We start from the raw sequence: 16,482 nt of genomic DNA, 5'->3' as shown, positions 1-16,482 counted from the left end.
CAAGACGCTCGGCTGGGATACCCCAGCCGAGCGTCTACGTGATCTACTCACCGTCTGAAACCAAGCGGTGTTGCGACGACCCCTTGAACCTAAGTCCGGGGGGGCCGGGCCTTCGACGGTTGCTCAGCCCTTGGCGGCCTTCTTCACCAGGACCACCACGGCGGCGGCGATGCCGGCGACGACCAGCACCTTGATCATGATGCTCAGCAGGGCGCCGACGACGCCGAAGACGAATCCCACGATGTTCCAGAGCAGCACCAGGACCAGCACCGGGATGACGATGTTCCGCACCCAGGAGGGCAGCGACTTCCAGAGCTCAGCCATGACCGTTCCTTCTCTCCCCGTGGGGTCGGCTGCCGTCCGGTGCCGCATCCCGCTTGCTTTCGGTACTTCGATCGTACGGGGACACGAGTGCCGGAACGAGGCCCGTCGGCCCGGAGAGAACCCCTAGATCACCCCGACCCGGGGCCCCGGGGAGACCCGGGTGCGGGCCTCGGGGACGACCCCCGACAAGGGCCCCGCACCCCCTGCGACCAGCGGTCAGACCGGCCAGCGCTCGCCGCGCCAGGCGGCGTCCCAGAACATCCACTCGTAGCGCGAGGTGGTCGTGAAGTGCTCGACGACCCGGCGCCGTTCGGCCGGGGAGATCTCCTCGCCGAGGCGGTCGGTGAGCGCCAGCACCCGGCGGACGACGGACTGGAACGCCTCGTCGCCGTAGGTGGCGATCCACTTGGCGTACAGCGGGTCGGGGGATCCCTGGGCGAGCAGCGCCTCGCCGACCCGGGCGTAGATCCAGTAGCAGGGCAGCACCGCGCCGACGGCCTCGGCGAAGGAGCCGCCGTAGACGGTGGCCAGCAGGTAGCTGGTGTAGGCCCGGGTGGTGGGCAGCACCGGTTCGGCGGCGGCCTGCTCGGCGCTGCCGCCGAAGGCGGTCAGGAACTCGGCGTGCATGCCCTGTTCCGCGGCCAGCGCGCCGACCGCGTCGTCCGCGAAGGCCCGCACGTCCTCCTCGCCGGGCGCCTTGGCGGCGCAGACGGCGAGCGCGCGGGCGTAGTCGCGCAGGTAGTGCGAGTCCTGGACGACGAAGTGGCGGAAGGCCGCACGCGGCAGGGTGCCGTCGGTGAGGCCACCGATGAAGGGGTGGGCGAGGATCTCGGCGTACACCGGCTCGATGGCCGCCCAGAGTTCTTCCGTCAGGCTCTTGCTCATGCCCAGGACCCTAGACGGTCGGTCCGCGGGCGGTCAGCCCTCGGGCGGGGAGAACACCACCAGGACCCGCAGTTCCTCGGTGACGTGGTGGAAGCGGTGCGGGGTGCCGGCCGGGACGTAGACGACGGTGCCGCGCCCGACCGTGGCGGTCTCGGCGCCGACGGTCAGTTCGGCGCGACCGCTGATCACCTGGTAGATCTCGTCCTGGTCGTGCGCGGTCTGCGGGTCGGTGTCGCCGGGGGAGAGCGCGTAGAGCCCGGCGGACATCCGCGGTTCGCGCAGGAAGCGCAGGTACGCGCCGTCGTTCGCCGCGCGTTCGACGTCCAGTTCGTCCAACCGGAACAGCTTCACCGCTACTCCCCTCCTTCGTCCATCCACCGTGCGGGCCACGGGCATTCAACACCACGGGCACCGGACCGGGGGCGCCAGGATGTCCGGAGGGAGCGCCAACATGTCCGAGGAGAGCTTCCCCCGGGACGGCGGGGCCTGCCAGGCTTGGGCGTCATGAAGGGTTTCCTCATCAAGACAGTGATCAACGCGGTGGCCATCTGGGTCGCCGCCTGGATCGTCAACGGTATCCAACTCGCGAGCGGCAAGGCCGACCTGGGCCACAAGGCCCTGACGGTGGTCGCCGTCGCCCTGGTCTTCGGCCTGGTCAACTTCCTGATCAAGCCGCTGGTCAAGCTGTTCTCGTTCCCGCTGTTCATCCTCACCCTGGGGCTGATCACCTTCGTGATCAACGCCCTGATGCTGTGGCTGACCTCCTGGGCCGCGGGGAAGCTGCACCTGGACTTCAACGTCACGGGCTTCGTGCCGGCGCTGCTCGGCTCGCTGATCATCAGCCTGGTCTCGTGGGGGCTGCACCTGGCCCTGGACGACGACTGACCTCGGCCGTGGCCGGGCACCGACTGGCCGAACCCGACCCGACCGAACCCGACCCGGCCGGTCACGAGGCGGCCGGACACGAGGCGGCCGGACACCATCAGGCCGAACACGAGAGGGGCCCGCGCCCGGGTGGTTCACCCGGCGCGGGCCCCTTCGTCGGTGGCGGCGGTGCGGCCACCGCTCACCCCGCGTTCTCACATCCCCGGAGGATGTCCGCGAGCTCGGCGTCGAGTTCCTGCCCGGTGATCTCCTGGCCCATCGGCACCAGCCGGTCGGTGCGCGCCAGGAAGGCGACCAGCGGCGGTGCCGAGGCCCGCAGCAGGGCGTCCCCCTCGGGGGAGTGCAGCACGATGCAGACCTCGGTGAGCTCCTCGCCGACCGGGTGGATGTGCACGTCGCCCTCGCCGGAGGGCCGGCTGATGCCGTCGAGCAGCAGCTCGCGCGCGAACACCCAGGTGACGGGTTCGTCGCCGGGCAGGTGGAAGGTGAACCGGACGGCGTACGGGTCGTCGGGCTCGTACTCCAGGTCCACCACGATGCGGAAGGAGAGCTCGTGCGAGACCACGAGGTTCATCACCAGGTGTCCCTGGACTGTGCTGTGCTGCATGGCGCCAGTACCTCTCGTGGGGCCGGCCGGGTGGGCCGTGGGGTGAGGAGCGGGGGCAGGGTTGGGGGGCGGGGGCAGGGCTGGGGGCTTCGGACGTGGTGCCGGGATCGTCAATCGCTGGGTGTGGGGCGTTTTCTGACGGTTTTGTGCAACCAATCCGTGTTAGGTCACCATCGTCCATGTTTGGGGACGTAGTGGACAAGGTGTGCTTTTTCAAATGGTGAACGAACGGGATCCGTCACGGCGCGAGGAGCGTCAGAGGACGAACGACGGGCCCATCGCGCCCACGCTGCGCCGCAGTTGGCCGGCGACGACGGTCAGCCGGTCGGCCTGTTCGACGGGCAGTGAGAGGGCCATGGTGGCGACCATCGGCCCGACGGTGATGGGGACGGCCGCGCAGACGGTGCCGAGCGCGTACTCCTGACGTTCCAGGACGGGCATGGTCGGTCGCAGGGAGGCGAGCCGGCGCAGGACGGCAGCCTCGCCGGTGACGGTGGAGGGGGTGAGCCCGACCGGCGGGTGGCGGGCGAGGTGGTCACGGCGCTCCTCCTCGGACAGTTGGCCGAGCAGGCACTGGCCGATGGCGTGCGCGTGGCCGGTGGCGCGGAGGTCGGCCCAGGGCTGGACGGCGGGGCGGCCGGGGTCGTCGGCGACGTCCACCACGTGGATCTCGCCGTCCCGGTAGAGCGCGAAGTAGACGGGGGCCCCGAGTTCGTCCCGTAACCGCTGCATCCGCGTGCGCAGGTCGTGCCGGTCGGACTGCCGGTCGTCGGCCCGGCCTATGCCGTTGACCGACTCCCCGTAGAAGAACCGGCCGTCGGAGCGCCGGAGGTAGCCCTCGTGGGTGAGGGTGCGCAGCAGGTGGTAGGCGGTGCCGAGCGGCAGTCCGGCGGCTCGGGCCAGTTGTTTGGCGGTGGCGCCCTGCCGGAATCCCCCGACGGCCTCCAGCAGCCGCAGCGCCCGTTGGACGGAGCCGATCAAGGTGGGGCCGCGGCCCTTGCCCGGCGAGGTGGACGGCGAGGTGGACGGCGGCGGGCTGCCGGGCGGCGAGGTGGGCGTCGGCGACCTGGCGACGCGCCCGGTGCGGACCGTCCTGGACGGCTCTGCGATCTGATCCATGGCCACGTCCATCCCCCAGCCCGAGTCAATGCACAGAAAGGGCATCCGGAGCGAAGCCCTCCGATCTGCCCGATAGTGGCTCATTGCAGCACAGGGATGACCTCCCTGCAATCACTCTTACACCGATCACTCGGCAAAATCCTTCGATTCGAAGGCAAGAATCAGAATCGACCGATATTTGGAAGATCAGTTCAAGATTCACCTTCGCTATCCAAGATCTATCCGCAGTTACTCCCCGCCCCCGAACGGACGCACCGGTTCGGGCGGGTTTCGGCCGGACCGTCCCGCGGGAGACTCCCGCACAACGCTCCAGCCCCGGAGGTCGCCATGGGCCCCGACAACCGAACCCCGCCGCCCCGCCCGGTGGTGAAGCGCACCGCGCGGGCGATCCTGCTGGAGCTCGACCCGGACGACCCGTACGGCCCGGCCTCGATCGTGCTGATCCGGCGGGTCCGGCCCGGCGCGCCCCAGCCGTACTGGATCACTCCCGGCGGCGGGGTCGAGCGCGGCGACCGCACCGTGGTCGAGGCGCTGCACCGCGAGGTGGACGAGGAACTCGGCGGCAAGATCGTCGACGTGGTGCCCGCCTTCGTCGACACCATCAGCCACACGCACCATGACGACGGCACCCTGCTCCACCCGCACGGGGTCAAGGTGCAGCACTTCTTCGCCTGCCGGCTCGCCTCGATGGACCTCAGCCGGCGGCACGGCCCCGAGGTGGACGAGCCCAACGGCGAGTACCAGGTGGTCCGGCTGCCGTTCACCCGCGAGGGGGTGACCTCCGTCAACGTCGTCCCGCCCCGGCTGCGGGCGTACCTGGCGGCCAACATCGAGGGCGTCCGCGCGCTGCTCGCCCCGGACCTCGGCTGACCCGCCGACCCGCCGACCCGCCGACCCGCTGGCCACTCCCGATCCCGGCTGACTCTCCCGCCGGGGCCGCCCGATCACCCCGCCGCCCGATCACCCCGCCGCGAGGTCGCCCACCAGGTCGTGCCGGATCCGCTCGGCCGCCACACCCGAGCGCAGCAGCACCCCGACGCCCCGGCGGACCATCGCGGGCGGCCCGCTGAGGAACGCCTCCCGCCCGGCCCACGGCCCGAACCGGCCCACCACCTCGGGGAGTTCGCCGGTCAGCGCACCCTCGACCGGCCCGGTGCCGGAGAGCACCGGCCGCACCGTGAGCCACGGCAGCCGCCGGGCCAACTCGTCCAGCCCGTCCAGCTCGTACAGGTCGCCGGCGCGGCGGGCCCCGTAGAACACGTCGACGGCGCCGACCGGCGTGCCGCGCTCGGCCACCTCCTCGACCAGCGCGCGGATCGGCGCGATGCCGGTACCGCCGCCGAGGCAGAGCAGGTCCGCGCCGGCGACGTGGTCGGCGGTCATCGTGCCGGCCGCCGGGCCCAGCCGCAGGACGTCCCCGGGCGCGGCCCGGTGGACGAGCGCGTTGCTCACCCAGCCCGCCTGGACGGCCTTCACGTGGAAGGTCAGCAGCCCGTCCGGCCGGGGGGCCGAGGCGAACGAGAAGTGCCGCCAGACCCGCGGCCACCAGGGCGTCTCCAGACTGGTGTACTGCCCGGCCCGGTACGGGTACGCCTGGTCCGGCCGGACGGTGATCACCGCGACGTCCCGGGTGCGGCGCTCGTGCCGGACCACCTCGCCCTGCCACCAGGGCGGCGAGGTGCGGGCGGCGTCCTCGGCGGCCTCGATCATGATCGAGGAGACCAGCCGGTAGACCCGGCGCCAGGCCAGCTCGGTCTCGGCGTCCCACCGGCTGCCCGCGTACCTGGCCAGCGCCTGCACCAGGCACTCGCCGACCGGGCCGTAGTGGCCGGTCAGCGTGCCGTACCGGCGGTGGCCGCGGCCGAGCGCGCCGAGGTGGACGCGCAGGCCGGCCGGGTCGTCGGCGGCGCGGGCGGCGGCCAGCAGCGCGCGGAACAGGCGGTCCCGCTGGACGTCCATGGCGGCCGGGAAGAGCGCCCGGACCTCGGGGTGGTGCAGGAAGATCAGCGCGTAGAAGTGCGCGGTGGCGCGGTCGGCGACCGGCTCGACGACCGCCAGGCTGGCCCGGATCAGCTCGACGTCCCGTACGGTGAGCGGCTGTTCGACGGGGGAGGCACTGCGGTCGGGGGCACTGCGGTCGGAGGCGCTGCGGTCGGGGGCGGGCAGCGGAACGGCCAACGGGGCCGACAGTTGGGCCGGGCGGCCCTCGGCGGGCTCCTGCGCGGCCCAAGCCCTGGTCCAACTGTCGCCGGGGCCCGCCCAGTTGAGGCCGGGAGCGTCGGTGAACAGCGGCCGGAACGCGGGGGCGGCAGGCGGCACGGCGGGCGGCTCGGCCGGCGGCTCCGGGCAGTTGGGCGCGGGGACGGCCGGCGGGCGCACCGGCCGCACCGGCGGGGCCGGCAGCGCCGGGAGGACGGCTGTCGGCGCCTCGGCCGGGATCTGCGGCGGGAGGTCCGGCGGGTCCAGCGGCATCGGCGGCCGTTCGGGCCCCGCCCCGGCCGCCCTCGCGGCCGCCATCCCGGCCGACATCCCGGCCGCCGTCACCTCGGCCGTCACGTGCGCCATCGTGTCCGCCACCGCGTCCGCCGGGAGCTCCGGCAGGCCCGGAACGGAGGCGGCGCCCGCCGAGCCGTGCCCGGTGCGGACCAGAAGTGTTCTGCGGGACTTCACCGCAACGTTTCGAGTACCCAAGAGAATCGTTTCGCCTCCGGCCGCCCTGCGCCACCACCTGGCTTGTCTCTGCTGACGCCTAGGCAGCGTGGCACGCCCGAACTGCTCATCCGACAAATCACGCGAAGCCCGGACACCCGGGCCCGGGACGCGCTACTCTCCCTCGATTCGCGCCCCGTCGCCCTGGGTGCGGAGTGCGCCACCCAGGGCGACCGAGTCGTGCTCAGAGCTGCCGCAGCAGCGTCCCCGGCCGCTCCACGCAGTCCGCGACGAACCGCAGGAAACCGCCCGCCGTCCCGCCGTCGCAGACCCGGTGGTCGAAGGTGAACGACAGCTGCACGACCTCGCGCACCGCCAACTCCCCCTCGTGCACCCAGGGTTTGGCGACGATCCGGCCGACCCCGAGCATCGCCGCCTCGGGGTGGTTCAGGATCGGGGTGGAGCCGTCCACGCCGAACACGCCGTAGTTGTTCAACGTGAAGGTGCCGCCGGTCAGTTCGGCCGGGGTGAGCGAGCCGTCGCGCGCCGCCTCGGTCAACCGGCCCAGCTCCTGGCCGAGTTGCTCGGTGGTGCGGGCGTGGGCGTCCCGCACCACCGGGACGACCAGGCCTCGCTCGCCCTGCGCGGCGAAGCCCAGGTGCACCGCCGCGTGTCGGATGATGCCCGAACCGTCGTCCGTCATACTGGAGTTGAGCTCCGGGAAACGGGCCAGCGCGACCGTGCAGATCCGGGCGAGCAGCGCCAGCACGCTCACCTTCGGGCCGGGGGCGGCATTCAACTGCCGCCGCAGCATCACCAGTTCGGTGGCATCGGTGTCCACCCAGCAGGTCACTGCGGGGATCTCCCGGTGGCTGCGGCTGAGCTTCTCGGCCACCGCCTTGCGCAGCCCGCGCAGCGGGACGACGCCCTCCCGCGCCACCGGCGCCGGAGCCGTCGGTGCCGGAGCCGTCGGTGCCACCGTCTTCGCCGCGACCGCCCGTTCGACGTCCGCGCGCGTGATCAGCCCGTCGGGGCCGCTGCCGGAGAGCGCGGCCAGATCGACCCCCTGTTCCCGGGCCAGCCGCCGCACCAGCGGCGAGATCACCGGCACCACGCCCGGAACGGTCCGCACCACCAGCGCGGGAGCCGGAACAACAACCGGAACGTCAGCAGGAACAGGAGCCGGATCAACAGCAGCAACAGCAGCAGGACCAGCAGCCGCACCCCCCACCCGGCGCCGCCGCCCGCCCTTCCCCGGCTCGGCGACCCCGTACCCGACCAGCGGCCGCTCCACCTCCGCCGCCGCCTCGACCAGCATCCCGGCCGCCGCCTCGGCCAGCAGCGAAGCCCCTTCCGCCGGAGCCACCGCGACCGTCACCAGCGGCGCGCCCACGGCGATCTCCTCGCCCTCCTCGCCGTACCGGGCGGTGACCACCCCGCCGTACGGGCAGGGCACCTCCACCACGGCCTTGGCGGTCTCCACCTCCACCACCGGCTGGTCGACCGCGATCACCTCGCCGACCTCGACCAGCCACCGCACCACCTCGGCCCCCGTGAGTCCCTCACCGAGGTCGGGCAGCCGGAACTCGCGCACGACGGGCATCATCCTCGGTCCTCCCACTGCAACCGGGCGACCGCGTCCAGGATCCGGTCCACCCCGGGCAGGTGGTGGTGCTCCAGCATCGGCGGCGGGTACGGGATGTCGAAGCCGGTCACCCGCAGCACGGGCGCGGCCAGGTGGTGGAAGCAGCGCTCGGTGACCCGGGCCGCGATCTCCGCGCCGGTGCCGCCGAAGCCGCTCGCCTCGTGCACCACCACGGCCCGGCCGAGCGAGCGCACCACCCGGCAGACCGTCTCGTCGTCGAACGGCACCAGGGTGCGCAGGTCCAGCACCGCGAGGTCCCAGCCCTCGGCCTTCGCCGTCTCGGCCGCCTCCAGGCAGACCGGCAGCGAGGGCCCGTAGGTGATCAGCACGGCGGAGGTGCCGGGCCGCCGCAGCACGGCCCGGCCGATCGGCTCGACCGGTGCGGCCGGGTCGAACCCGTCCTTGCCCCAGTAGAGCCGCTTGGGCTCCAGGAAGACCACCGGGTCGTCGGAGGCGATCGAGGCCCGCAACAGCCCGTACGCGTCGGCGACCGTCGCCGGGGTGACCACGTGCAGGCCGGGGGTGGCCGCGTAGTACGCCTCGGAGGCGTCGCTGTGGTGCTCGACCCCGCCGATGCCACCGCCGTACGGGATGCGGACGGTGATCGGCAGCGGGAGCCGGCCGGCCGTGCGGTTGCGCATCTTGGCGACGTGCGAGAACAGCTGCTCCAGCGCCGGGTAGGCGAAGGCGTCGAACTGCATCTCGACGACCGGGCGCAGCCCGTACATCGCCATGCCGATCGCGGTGCCGAGGATGCCGGCCTCGGCCAGCGGGGTGTCCAGGCAGCGGTCGGGGCCGAACTCGGCGGTCAGCCCGTCGGTGATCCGGAAGACGCCGCCGAGCGCGCCGACGTCCTCGCCGAGCACGTGCACCGCGGGGTCCTCGCGCAGGGCGTCGCGCAGCGCCGCGTTGAGCGCCTGCGCCATGCTCGCCGTACGGGTCGGTGTGGCCGTCTGGTTCATCAGTGCTGCACCTCGGCCTCGGCGGCCAGCTCGGCGGACAACTGGGCGGCCTGTTCCCGCAGTTGCGGGGTCGGCTCGGCGAAGACATGGGTGAACAGGGCCATCGGGTCCAGCTCGGGGTCGGCGTGGAACTCGGCCCGCATCCGGGCCGCCAGCGCCTCCGCCTCGCCGGCCGCCGACTGCACCAGCGCGTCGTCCAGGACGCCGAGTTCGCGCAGCGAGCGGTCCATCAGCAGGATCGGGTCGTACTCCCGCCAGGCGGCCACCTCCGGGTCGGTGCGGTAACGGGTGGCGTCGTCGGCGTTGGTGTGCGCCTCGACCCGGTAGGTGAGCGCCTCGACCAGGGTCGGGCCGCCGCCGGTCCTGGCCCGCTCGACCGCCTCGGTCAGGACGCCGTGCACGGCGGGCGCGTCGTTGCCGTCCACCAGCCGGCCCGGCATGCCGTAGCCGACGGCCTTGTGGGCGAGGGTGGGCGCGGCGGACTGCGCGCTGAGCGGGACGGATATCGCGTAGCCGTTGTTCTGCACCAGGAAGACCACCGGCGCCTGGAGCACCGCGGCGAAGTTCAGCGCCTCGTGGAAGTCGCCCTCGCTGGTGCCGCCGTCGCCGAGCATGGCCAGCGCGACCACCGGCTCGCCGGCCAGCCGGGCGGCGTGCGCCAGCCCGACGGCGTGCGGGGCCTGGGTGGCGAGCGGGGTGCAGAGCGGGGCGGTGCGGGTGGCGCGCGGGTCGTAGCCGGTGTGGGCGGTGCCGCGCAGCAGGGTCAGCGCCTCCAGCGGGTCGACGCCCCGGGAGACCACCGCGAGGGTGTCGCGGTAGCTGGGGAACAGCCAGTCGGCCTCGCCGAGCACCAGCGCGGCGGCGACCTGGCAGGCCTCCTGGCCGGTGGACGCCGGGTAGACGGCCAGCCGGCCCTGCTTGGTCAGGGTGGTGGCCTGCTGGTTGAAGCGGCGGCCGACCACCAGGCGGCGGTACAGCTCGCGCAGCAGTGCGGGGTCGTACTTCTCCAGCGCGGGGGTGCCGAGCACCCGGACCGGTGAGGCGTCCGGGAGCAGGGGGGCCGGGTCGGTCCGCGGGGCGGTGGCCCCGGGGGTCCAGCCGGGCACCGCCGTGTGGTGTCTGTGGTCGAGAACGGTCATCTCGGGGCACCTCCTGGGGTGGCGGGGGCTCCCTACCGATTGTTCGGTCGTCTGTTCATCTTGACCAGAAGCGTGACAAGGTGGTGGACATTCGGCCTGAGCGGCGGTCGACTGGTGGCAGTGCGTCCAATCGGCGAGGGTGGGGGGTCATGTCGGCTGAACAGATGTCCAGACTCGACCGGGTCGACCGTTCGATCCTGCGGCTGCTGCAGCAGGACGGCCGCGCCTCGATCCGCTCGGTGGCCGAGCGGGTGCACGTGTCCCGGGCGAACGCCTACGCCCGGATATCCAGGATGGTCGAGGACGGCATCATTCGCGGCTTCACCGCCCGCGTCGACCACGAACGGGCAGGTCAGGGCGCGTCCGCGTACATCACCCTGAAGATCGTCCAGAACTCCTGGCGCACGGTCCGGGAGCAGCTGCTGGAGCTCCCCGGGGTCGCCCACATCGCCCTGGTCGGCGGAGACTTCGACGTCCTGCTGCTGGTGCACACCGCCGACAACCACGCGCTGCGGGAGCTGGTGCTGGGCAGCATCCAGTCCATCCCCCAGGTGCTCGGCACCCGGACCATGCTGATCTTCGAGGAGACCGACCAGGTCCCCCCGGACTGACCACCCGGCCACCGGCCGGCGGCGGCTACCGCGCGCGCAGCCCGTCGAAGGCCAGGTGGACGACCGCGTCCGCGACGCCGTCGGTGCCCTTGAGGCCCGGCCGGTACCACTCCACGATCGAGTTGATCATCCCGAACAGCAGCCGGGTGGCCAGCCGCGGCTCGACGTCCGCGCGCAGCGCACCGTCCGCGACCGCCGCCCGCAGCAGCTCGGCGACCTGGTGGTCGAACTCCCGGCGCCGCTCCAGCGCCCACTGCTCGGTCACCGTGTTCCCGCGCACCCGCAGCAGCAGCGTCACGTACGGCAGTTCCGCGAGCAGCACCTCGGCGGTGCGGCGCACCACGTGCTCCAGCCGCTCCACCGCCGGGCCCCGCACCGCCGCCGGCTCGGCCAGGATCGCGAACAGCCCGTCCAGCGCCCGCCCGACGGCCAGCCGCAGCAGCTCCTCCTTGCCGCGGACGTGGTGGTAGATGGACGACTTGGAGATCCCGGCCGCCCGGGACAGGTCCTCCATCGAGGTGCCGTCGTAGCCGCGCTCGTTGAACACGTCGACGGTCACCGCGAGCAGTGACTCCACGGTGTAGGCGGTACGCGTGCTGTGATCGGCCATCCTCCGAGTATCCCCGGCCGCCCCGCGCCGTACGCGATCGGGTCCGGTCGGGTCCGCGGCAGCGCTCTGGTCCACACCAAGCCCCGATGCGCAGGCCCTAGACTCGGCGGACGATCGTCCACGTCCAGCAGGGTGGGGTCCAGTCCGAATGAACGCAATACCGGCCGTCGCCTCCGACGTGCCCGAGCAGCGCAGCGATGATCCGGAGGGCGTGCCCGGCGGCGGCTGGCGGGGAGGCGCCCGCGCCCTGGTGGTCCGGTTCGGGCCGGCGGTGTGGTGCTACGCGGTGCTGAAACTGATCGGCTTCACCGTCTTCATGAAGCTGCTCTCCTTCTCCGGCGACTACCTCAAGAAGCCGGCCCGGTTCGGCGGCGGCGCCAACCCCTGGGACGTGCTGGCCACCTGGGACGGCTGGTGGTACCAGCAGGTGGCCCAGTTCGGCTACCACCCGGCGCTGGTCACGATCCCCAACGGCCCGGTCGGCTTCTCCGTCGAGCAGAACTCCGCCGCGTTCTTCCCGCTCTACCCGGGCCTGATGCGGATGACCTCGGACGTCACCGGCCTCGGCCTGTACGGCGCCGGGATGCTGGTGTCGGTGGTGGCCTCGCTGTTCGCCGCCGCCGGGATCTACGCCGTGGTGGACCGGATGGCCGGCCCCAGGGCGGGCGTGATCGCGGCCGGGATCTGGGCGATCGCCCCGGGCTCGGGCGCCGAGTGGGCGGTCTACTCGGACTCCACCTTCGTCGCACTGGCCGCCTGGGCCTGCTACTGCGTGATGACCAAGCAGTGGGTCGCCGCCGGGGTGATCACCCTGGTCACCGGACTCAACCGGCCGACCGCCGCGGCGCTGATAGGCGCGGTCGGCCTGGCCGCGCTGGTGGAGCTGTACCGGCGCGAGAGCGGCGTCCTGCGCCCGCTGACCGCGATGCTGCTGGCCCCGGTCGGCCTGCTCGGCTACGTGGCCTGGGTGGGCTGGCGGATGGGCGAGTGGGGCGGCTACTTCCGGCTCCAGCACGACGCCTGGCTGCACTACTTCGACTGGGGCCAGGGCACCTGGCACGCGATCCGCGGCGTGCTGCTCGGCCGCAACGACTACCCGTTCGCGTTCCCGGTGCCGGACCTCTTCGCCACCCTGATCGTGCTCACCCTGCCGGTGCTGATCGTGCTGCTGATCCGGCTGCGCCCGCCGCTGGTGCTGACCGCCTACACGCTGGCCACGATCGTCTCGGTGCTGGGGAGCCTCGGCATCTTCGGCAACGTCTCGCGCTACCTGCTGCCGGCGTTCCCGCTGCTGATCGCGCTCGCGGTGGCGATGCGCAAGCTCAGCTGGCCGGTGCTGGCCGCGGTGCTGGGTTTCGGCGCGGTCGCCTCCGGCTGGTACGCGGGGTACGTCATCTTCGAGCTGGGCGTGCCGTAGACCCTGCCCCGCACCGGCCCCCGGGGGCGCGTCCGCCACGGACGCGCCCCCGCGCGCTTTCCGGCCACCGCCCCGCGCGTCCTCCCGGATTCCGCCCCCCGCACCCTCGTGAGCCGACCGATCGTTCGGTTACCCTGTGACGTGTCCCGTCCTCCCTCCTGAGGAGCGCACAGATGTCCGCAGCGGTCACCCACCCCCTCGTCGGCGAACTGGTCGAGCGCCACCAGGCCACCCTGGACGCCGCCCTCGACGCCGCCGCCAAGCGCGACTACTGGTCGCCCTACCCCGAGTTCCCGAAGGCGTACGGCGAGAGCGGCCCGGCGGACGGCAAGGCCGCCTTCGACGCCCTGCTCGGCCAGCCGTTCACCCTCGACGGCCACCCCGCCGACGGCGACCTGGTCGGCGGCGAGGCCTCCCCGTACGGCATCGAGCTGGGCATCGGCTACCCGCACGCCGAGCCGGACGCGCTGATCGCCGCGCTGAGCGCCGCCCGGCCCGGCTGGGCCGCCGCCACCCCGCTGGAGCGCGCCGCCGTCTGCCTGGAGATCCTGCACCGGATCAACGCCCGCTCCCACGAGTTCGGCCAGGCCGTCATGCACACCACCGGCCAGGCCTACGGCATGGCCTTCCAGGCCGGCGGCCCGCACGCCCAGGACCGCGGCCTGGAGGCGGTCACCTACGCCTACGCCGAGCAGACCCGGCTGCCCCGCCGGGCCGGCTGGACCAAGCCCCAGGGCAAGCGCGAACCGCTGGTGATGACCAAGGAGTTCACCGTCGTCCCGCGCGGCCTCGCGCTGCTGGTCGGCTGCAACACCTTCCCCACCTGGAACGGCTACCCCGGCCTGTTCGCCTCGCTGGCCACCGGCAACCCGGTGCTGGTCAAGCCGCACCCGCGCGCCGTGCTGCCGCTCGCGCTGACCGTCCGGACCGCCCGCGAGGTGCTCGCCGAGGCCGGCTACGACCCCAACCTGGTCTGCCTGGCCGTCGAGCACGAGGGCGGCACCGTCGCCCAGACCCTCGCCGTCCGCCCCGAGATCCGGCTGATCGACTACACCGGCTCCACCGCCTTCGGCGACTGGCTGGAGGAGCACGCCAAGCAGGCCGAGGTGTACACCGAGAAGGCCGGCGTCAACGCGGTCGTCATCGACTCCACCGACGACTACAAGGGCATGCTCGGCAACCTGGCCTTCGCCCTCTCGCTCTACAGCGGCCAGATGTGCACCACCCCGCAGAACCTGCTGATCCCGCGCGGCGGCATCGCCACCGACCAGGGCGACAAGTCCTACGACCAGGTCGTCGCCGACCTCGCCGCCGCCATCGACGGCCTGCTCTCCGACGACGCCCGCGCCGCCGCCATCCTCGGCGCCGTGGTCAACCCGGGCGTGCTGCAGCGCTCGGCCGCCGCGGCCGGCGGCGAGTACGGCGAGCTCGCCCTCGCCCCGCGCGCGGTGACCTCGCCGGACTTCCCCGGCGCGACCGTCCGCACCCCCGCGCTGGTCAAGCTGGACGCCGACAAGCCGGACGACCGCGCGGTCTTCCGCACCGAGTGCTTCGGCCCGGTCTCCTTCGCCGTCGCCGTCGAGTCCACCCCCGCCGCCGTCGAGCTGCTGCGCACCACGGTCCGCGACAAGGGCGCCATGACGGCCTCCGGCTACACCACCTCGCCCGAGGTGGAGGGCCTGCTGGTGGCGGCCGCGCTCGACGCCGGCGTCTCCCTCTCGCTCAACCTGACCGGCGGCGTCTACCCCAACCAGACCGCCGCCTTCTCCGACCTGCACGGCACCGGCGCCAACCCGGCCGCCAACTCGGCCTACTGCGACGGCGCGTTCGTCGCCAACCGGTTCCGCACCGTGGAGGTCCGCCGGCACGGCTGAGCGCCGTCCCGGCCCCGTCCGATCCGCTCCGGGCCCCGGCGGTCACCCACCGCCGGGGCCCGGCGGTTCACAGCTCCCCGCGGGCCCGGGATGATGGAGTCTGGGAGAACGCCGGACACGGCGTCCAACCGCCCTCCGAACACCGGGAGCTGACACATGACCGCGAAGCCGACGACCGCCACCGACATCCTGATCGTCGGTGCCGGACCGACCGGACTGCTACTGGCCGGCGACCTCGCCGCGGCCGGGGTCGGCGTCACCGTCCTGGAGAAGCGCGGCGCCGAGTCCAACCTGACCCGGGCCTTCGCCGTGCACGCCCGCACTCTGGAGCTCCTGGACGCCCGCGGCCTCGCCGACGACCTCATCGCCACCGGCCGCCCGGTCACCGGCCTGAGGATGTTCGACCGCTTCGGCATCGACCTGAGCTCGCTGCCCACCCGCTTCCCGTTCGTCCTGATCACGCCGCAGTACCACGTCGAACGGCTGCTCCAGGACCGCGCCGAGCAGGCCGGCGCGACCATCCTGCGCGGTGCCGAGGTCACCGCCCTGCGCCAGGACGCCGAGGGCGTCACCCTGGAGACCCGCGACGGGAACGCCTTCACCGCCCGGTACGCGGTCGGCACCGACGGCGTCCGCTCCACCGTGCGCGACCTGCTCGGCATCCCGTTCCCCGGCGAGTCCGTGGTCGACTCCGTGATGCTCGCCGACGTCCGGCTGGAGCGCGAGCCCGCCGACACCATCACCGTCGGCGCCAACGAGACCGGCTTCTCCTTCCTCGCCCCCTTCGGCGACGGCTGGTACCGGCTGATCGCCTGGGACCGCAAGGAGCGGCAGCCCGACGGCACCACCCCCTCGCCGGAGCGCCTCGCCGCCATCGCCCGGACCACCCTCGGCGAGGACTACGGCCTGCACGACGTCCGCTGGAGCTCCACCTTCCACAGCGACGAGCGCCAGGCCCCCAACTACCGCTCCGGCCGGGTCTTCCTGGCCGGCGACGCCGCGCACTGCCACTCCCCGGCCGGCGGCCAGGGCATGAACACCGGCCTCCAGGACGCCGCCAACCTGTCCTGGAAGCTCGCCGCCGCCCTCCGGGGCCACGCCACCGACGCCCTGCTCGACACCTACCAGGGTGAACGGCACCCGGTCGGCCGGACGGTGCTGCGCACCTCCGGCGCGCTGATCCGGCTCGCCCTCGCCGAGTCCGCCCCCACCCGTGCCCTGCGCGGGGCGCTCACCACGCTCGGCGGCCACCTCGACCCGGTCACCGAGCGCGGCGCCCGGATGGTCTCCGGCATCGACATCTCCTACCCGGCCCCGAAGGACGCCCACCCGCAGGTCGGCAAGCGCGTCCCGGACCTGCGGCTGACGGCGCTGCGCAAGCCCGTCGAGGGCGCCCCGGCCGCCCCCGAGCGGCTCTACGAGGCGCTGCGCGAGGGGAAGTTCGTCCTGGTCAGCAACGACGAACTGGCCGCCGCCGAACCCTGGGCGGACCGCATGGTCACCGCCGCCCCGGCCGACCCGCACGGCAAGCTGCGCGACACCGTCCTGCTGATCCGCCCGGACGGCTACGCCGCCTGGGGCGCCGTCGACCCCGGCCAGGGCGAGCTCCGCACCGCCCTGACCGCCTGGCTCGGCACCCCCTGACCCCCGCCGGGGGGGGGGGGGGGGCGCCCCCCCCCCCCCCCCCCCCCCCCCCCCCCCCCCCCCCCCCCCCCCCCCCCCCCCCCCCCCCCCCCCGCGCCCCCCCCCCCCCCA

Annotated in this window: 16 protein-coding genes; 6 read left to right on the top strand and 10 right to left on the bottom strand. The window is 73.4% G+C overall.

Annotated elements, in window-relative coordinates; all coding sequences use genetic code 11:
- Window positions 1–123 precede the first annotated feature (123 nt).
- The 3 genes from AB0O19_RS37895 to AB0O19_RS37885 all read right to left on the bottom strand — a co-directional run bounded on the left by AB0O19_RS37895 (window position 124) and on the right by AB0O19_RS37885 (window position 1,560).
- A complete protein-coding gene (locus AB0O19_RS37895) occupies window positions 124–324 on the bottom strand; it encodes a DUF5326 family protein (protein WP_063348421.1) in 201 nt (66 codons plus the stop codon).
- Between the two features lie 216 nt (window positions 325–540).
- Window positions 541–1,209: a thiaminase II gene (tenA, locus tag AB0O19_RS37890; protein WP_063348422.1), complete on the bottom strand. Its 669-nt coding sequence runs from the start codon at window positions 1,207–1,209 to the stop codon at window positions 541–543.
- Between the two features lie 33 nt (window positions 1,210–1,242).
- Entirely contained in the window at window positions 1,243–1,560 is a 318-nt protein-coding gene (locus AB0O19_RS37885) for a cupin domain-containing protein (RefSeq protein WP_363626245.1), read from the bottom strand.
- 153 nt (window positions 1,561–1,713) lie between these two features.
- Between AB0O19_RS37885 and AB0O19_RS37880 the strand changes: the two genes are divergently transcribed.
- Window positions 1,714–2,094, top strand: a complete 381-nt coding sequence (locus AB0O19_RS37880; RefSeq protein WP_363581596.1) for a phage holin family protein — start codon at window positions 1,714–1,716, stop codon at window positions 2,092–2,094.
- Window positions 2,095–2,275: 181 nt separating this feature from the next.
- On the opposite strand, the gene AB0O19_RS37875 is transcribed toward AB0O19_RS37880, so the two are convergent.
- Both AB0O19_RS37875 and AB0O19_RS37870 read right to left on the bottom strand, forming a co-directional pair.
- Window positions 2,276–2,701 (bottom strand): SsgA family sporulation/cell division regulator, encoded by a 426-nt coding sequence (locus tag AB0O19_RS37875; protein WP_363581598.1) that lies wholly within the window; start codon window positions 2,699–2,701, stop codon window positions 2,276–2,278.
- 255 nt (window positions 2,702–2,956) lie between these two features.
- Window positions 2,957–3,820 carry a helix-turn-helix domain-containing protein gene (locus AB0O19_RS37870; protein ID WP_363626243.1) on the bottom strand — a complete coding sequence of 288 codons (864 nt, stop codon included), beginning with the start codon at window positions 3,818–3,820 and terminating at the stop codon, window positions 2,957–2,959.
- Window positions 3,821–4,147: 327 nt separating this feature from the next.
- On the opposite strand from AB0O19_RS37870, the gene AB0O19_RS37865 reads away from it, so the two are divergent.
- Entirely contained in the window at window positions 4,148–4,690 is a 543-nt protein-coding gene (locus tag AB0O19_RS37865; RefSeq protein ID WP_363581602.1) for an NUDIX domain-containing protein, read from the top strand.
- A 90-nt stretch (window positions 4,691–4,780) separates the two neighbouring features.
- Here AB0O19_RS37865 and AB0O19_RS37860 read toward each other — a convergent pair whose 3' ends face one another.
- The 4 genes from AB0O19_RS37860 to pdhA all read right to left on the bottom strand — a co-directional run bounded on the left by AB0O19_RS37860 (window position 4,781) and on the right by pdhA (window position 10,215).
- Window positions 4,781–6,490, bottom strand: a complete 1,710-nt coding sequence (locus AB0O19_RS37860) for a globin domain-containing protein (RefSeq protein ID WP_363626241.1) — start codon at window positions 6,488–6,490, stop codon at window positions 4,781–4,783.
- 223 nt (window positions 6,491–6,713) lie between these two features.
- Complete coding sequence (locus AB0O19_RS37855; protein WP_363626239.1) at window positions 6,714–8,072, bottom strand: dihydrolipoamide acetyltransferase family protein; 1,359 nt, start codon at window positions 8,070–8,072, stop codon at window positions 6,714–6,716.
- The gene (locus tag AB0O19_RS37850) at window positions 8,072–9,076 is read right to left on the bottom strand and encodes an alpha-ketoacid dehydrogenase subunit beta (RefSeq protein ID WP_350876812.1); all 1,005 of its coding nucleotides are present in this window, start codon (window positions 9,074–9,076) and stop codon (window positions 8,072–8,074) included. The genes AB0O19_RS37855 and AB0O19_RS37850 overlap by 1 nt, the downstream gene beginning before the upstream one ends.
- Window positions 9,076–10,215, bottom strand: a complete 1,140-nt coding sequence (gene pdhA, locus AB0O19_RS37845; RefSeq protein ID WP_363626237.1) for a pyruvate dehydrogenase (acetyl-transferring) E1 component subunit alpha — start codon at window positions 10,213–10,215, stop codon at window positions 9,076–9,078. The genes AB0O19_RS37850 and pdhA overlap by 1 nt, the downstream gene beginning before the upstream one ends.
- A 164-nt stretch (window positions 10,216–10,379) precedes the next feature.
- Between pdhA and AB0O19_RS37840 the strand changes: the two genes are divergently transcribed.
- Complete coding sequence (locus AB0O19_RS37840) at window positions 10,380–10,826, top strand: Lrp/AsnC family transcriptional regulator (protein ID WP_363581606.1); 447 nt, start codon at window positions 10,380–10,382, stop codon at window positions 10,824–10,826.
- A 25-nt stretch (window positions 10,827–10,851) separates the two neighbouring features.
- On the opposite strand, the gene AB0O19_RS37835 is transcribed toward AB0O19_RS37840, so the two are convergent.
- Window positions 10,852–11,436: a TetR/AcrR family transcriptional regulator gene (locus AB0O19_RS37835; RefSeq protein WP_063348430.1), complete on the bottom strand. Its 585-nt coding sequence runs from the start codon at window positions 11,434–11,436 to the stop codon at window positions 10,852–10,854.
- 148 nt (window positions 11,437–11,584) lie between these two features.
- Here AB0O19_RS37835 and AB0O19_RS37830 point away from each other — a divergent pair, with 148 nt between their 5' ends.
- The 3 genes from AB0O19_RS37830 (at window position 11,585) to AB0O19_RS37820 (ending at window position 16,371) form a co-directional block, all read left to right on the top strand.
- Window positions 11,585–12,853, top strand: coding sequence for a hypothetical protein (locus AB0O19_RS37830; protein ID WP_363626235.1), 1,269 nt, complete (start codon window positions 11,585–11,587; stop codon window positions 12,851–12,853).
- 173 nt (window positions 12,854–13,026) lie between these two features.
- Entirely contained in the window at window positions 13,027–14,727 is a 1,701-nt protein-coding gene (gene paaN, locus AB0O19_RS37825) for a phenylacetic acid degradation protein PaaN (RefSeq protein WP_363626233.1), read from the top strand.
- Window positions 14,728–14,883: 156 nt separating this feature from the next.
- Window positions 14,884–16,371 carry an FAD-dependent monooxygenase gene (locus AB0O19_RS37820; RefSeq protein ID WP_363626231.1) on the top strand — a complete coding sequence of 496 codons (1,488 nt, stop codon included), beginning with the start codon at window positions 14,884–14,886 and terminating at the stop codon, window positions 16,369–16,371.
- Window positions 16,372–16,482 lie beyond the last annotated feature (111 nt).

The sequence above is a fragment of the Kitasatospora sp. NPDC091276 genome, from assembly GCF_040684355.1.
Taxonomy (GTDB): Bacteria; Actinomycetota; Actinomycetes; order Streptomycetales; family Streptomycetaceae; genus Kitasatospora.
Note: the sequence above shows the minus strand (reverse complement) of the source record. Positions and strands in the feature narration are given on the sequence as shown.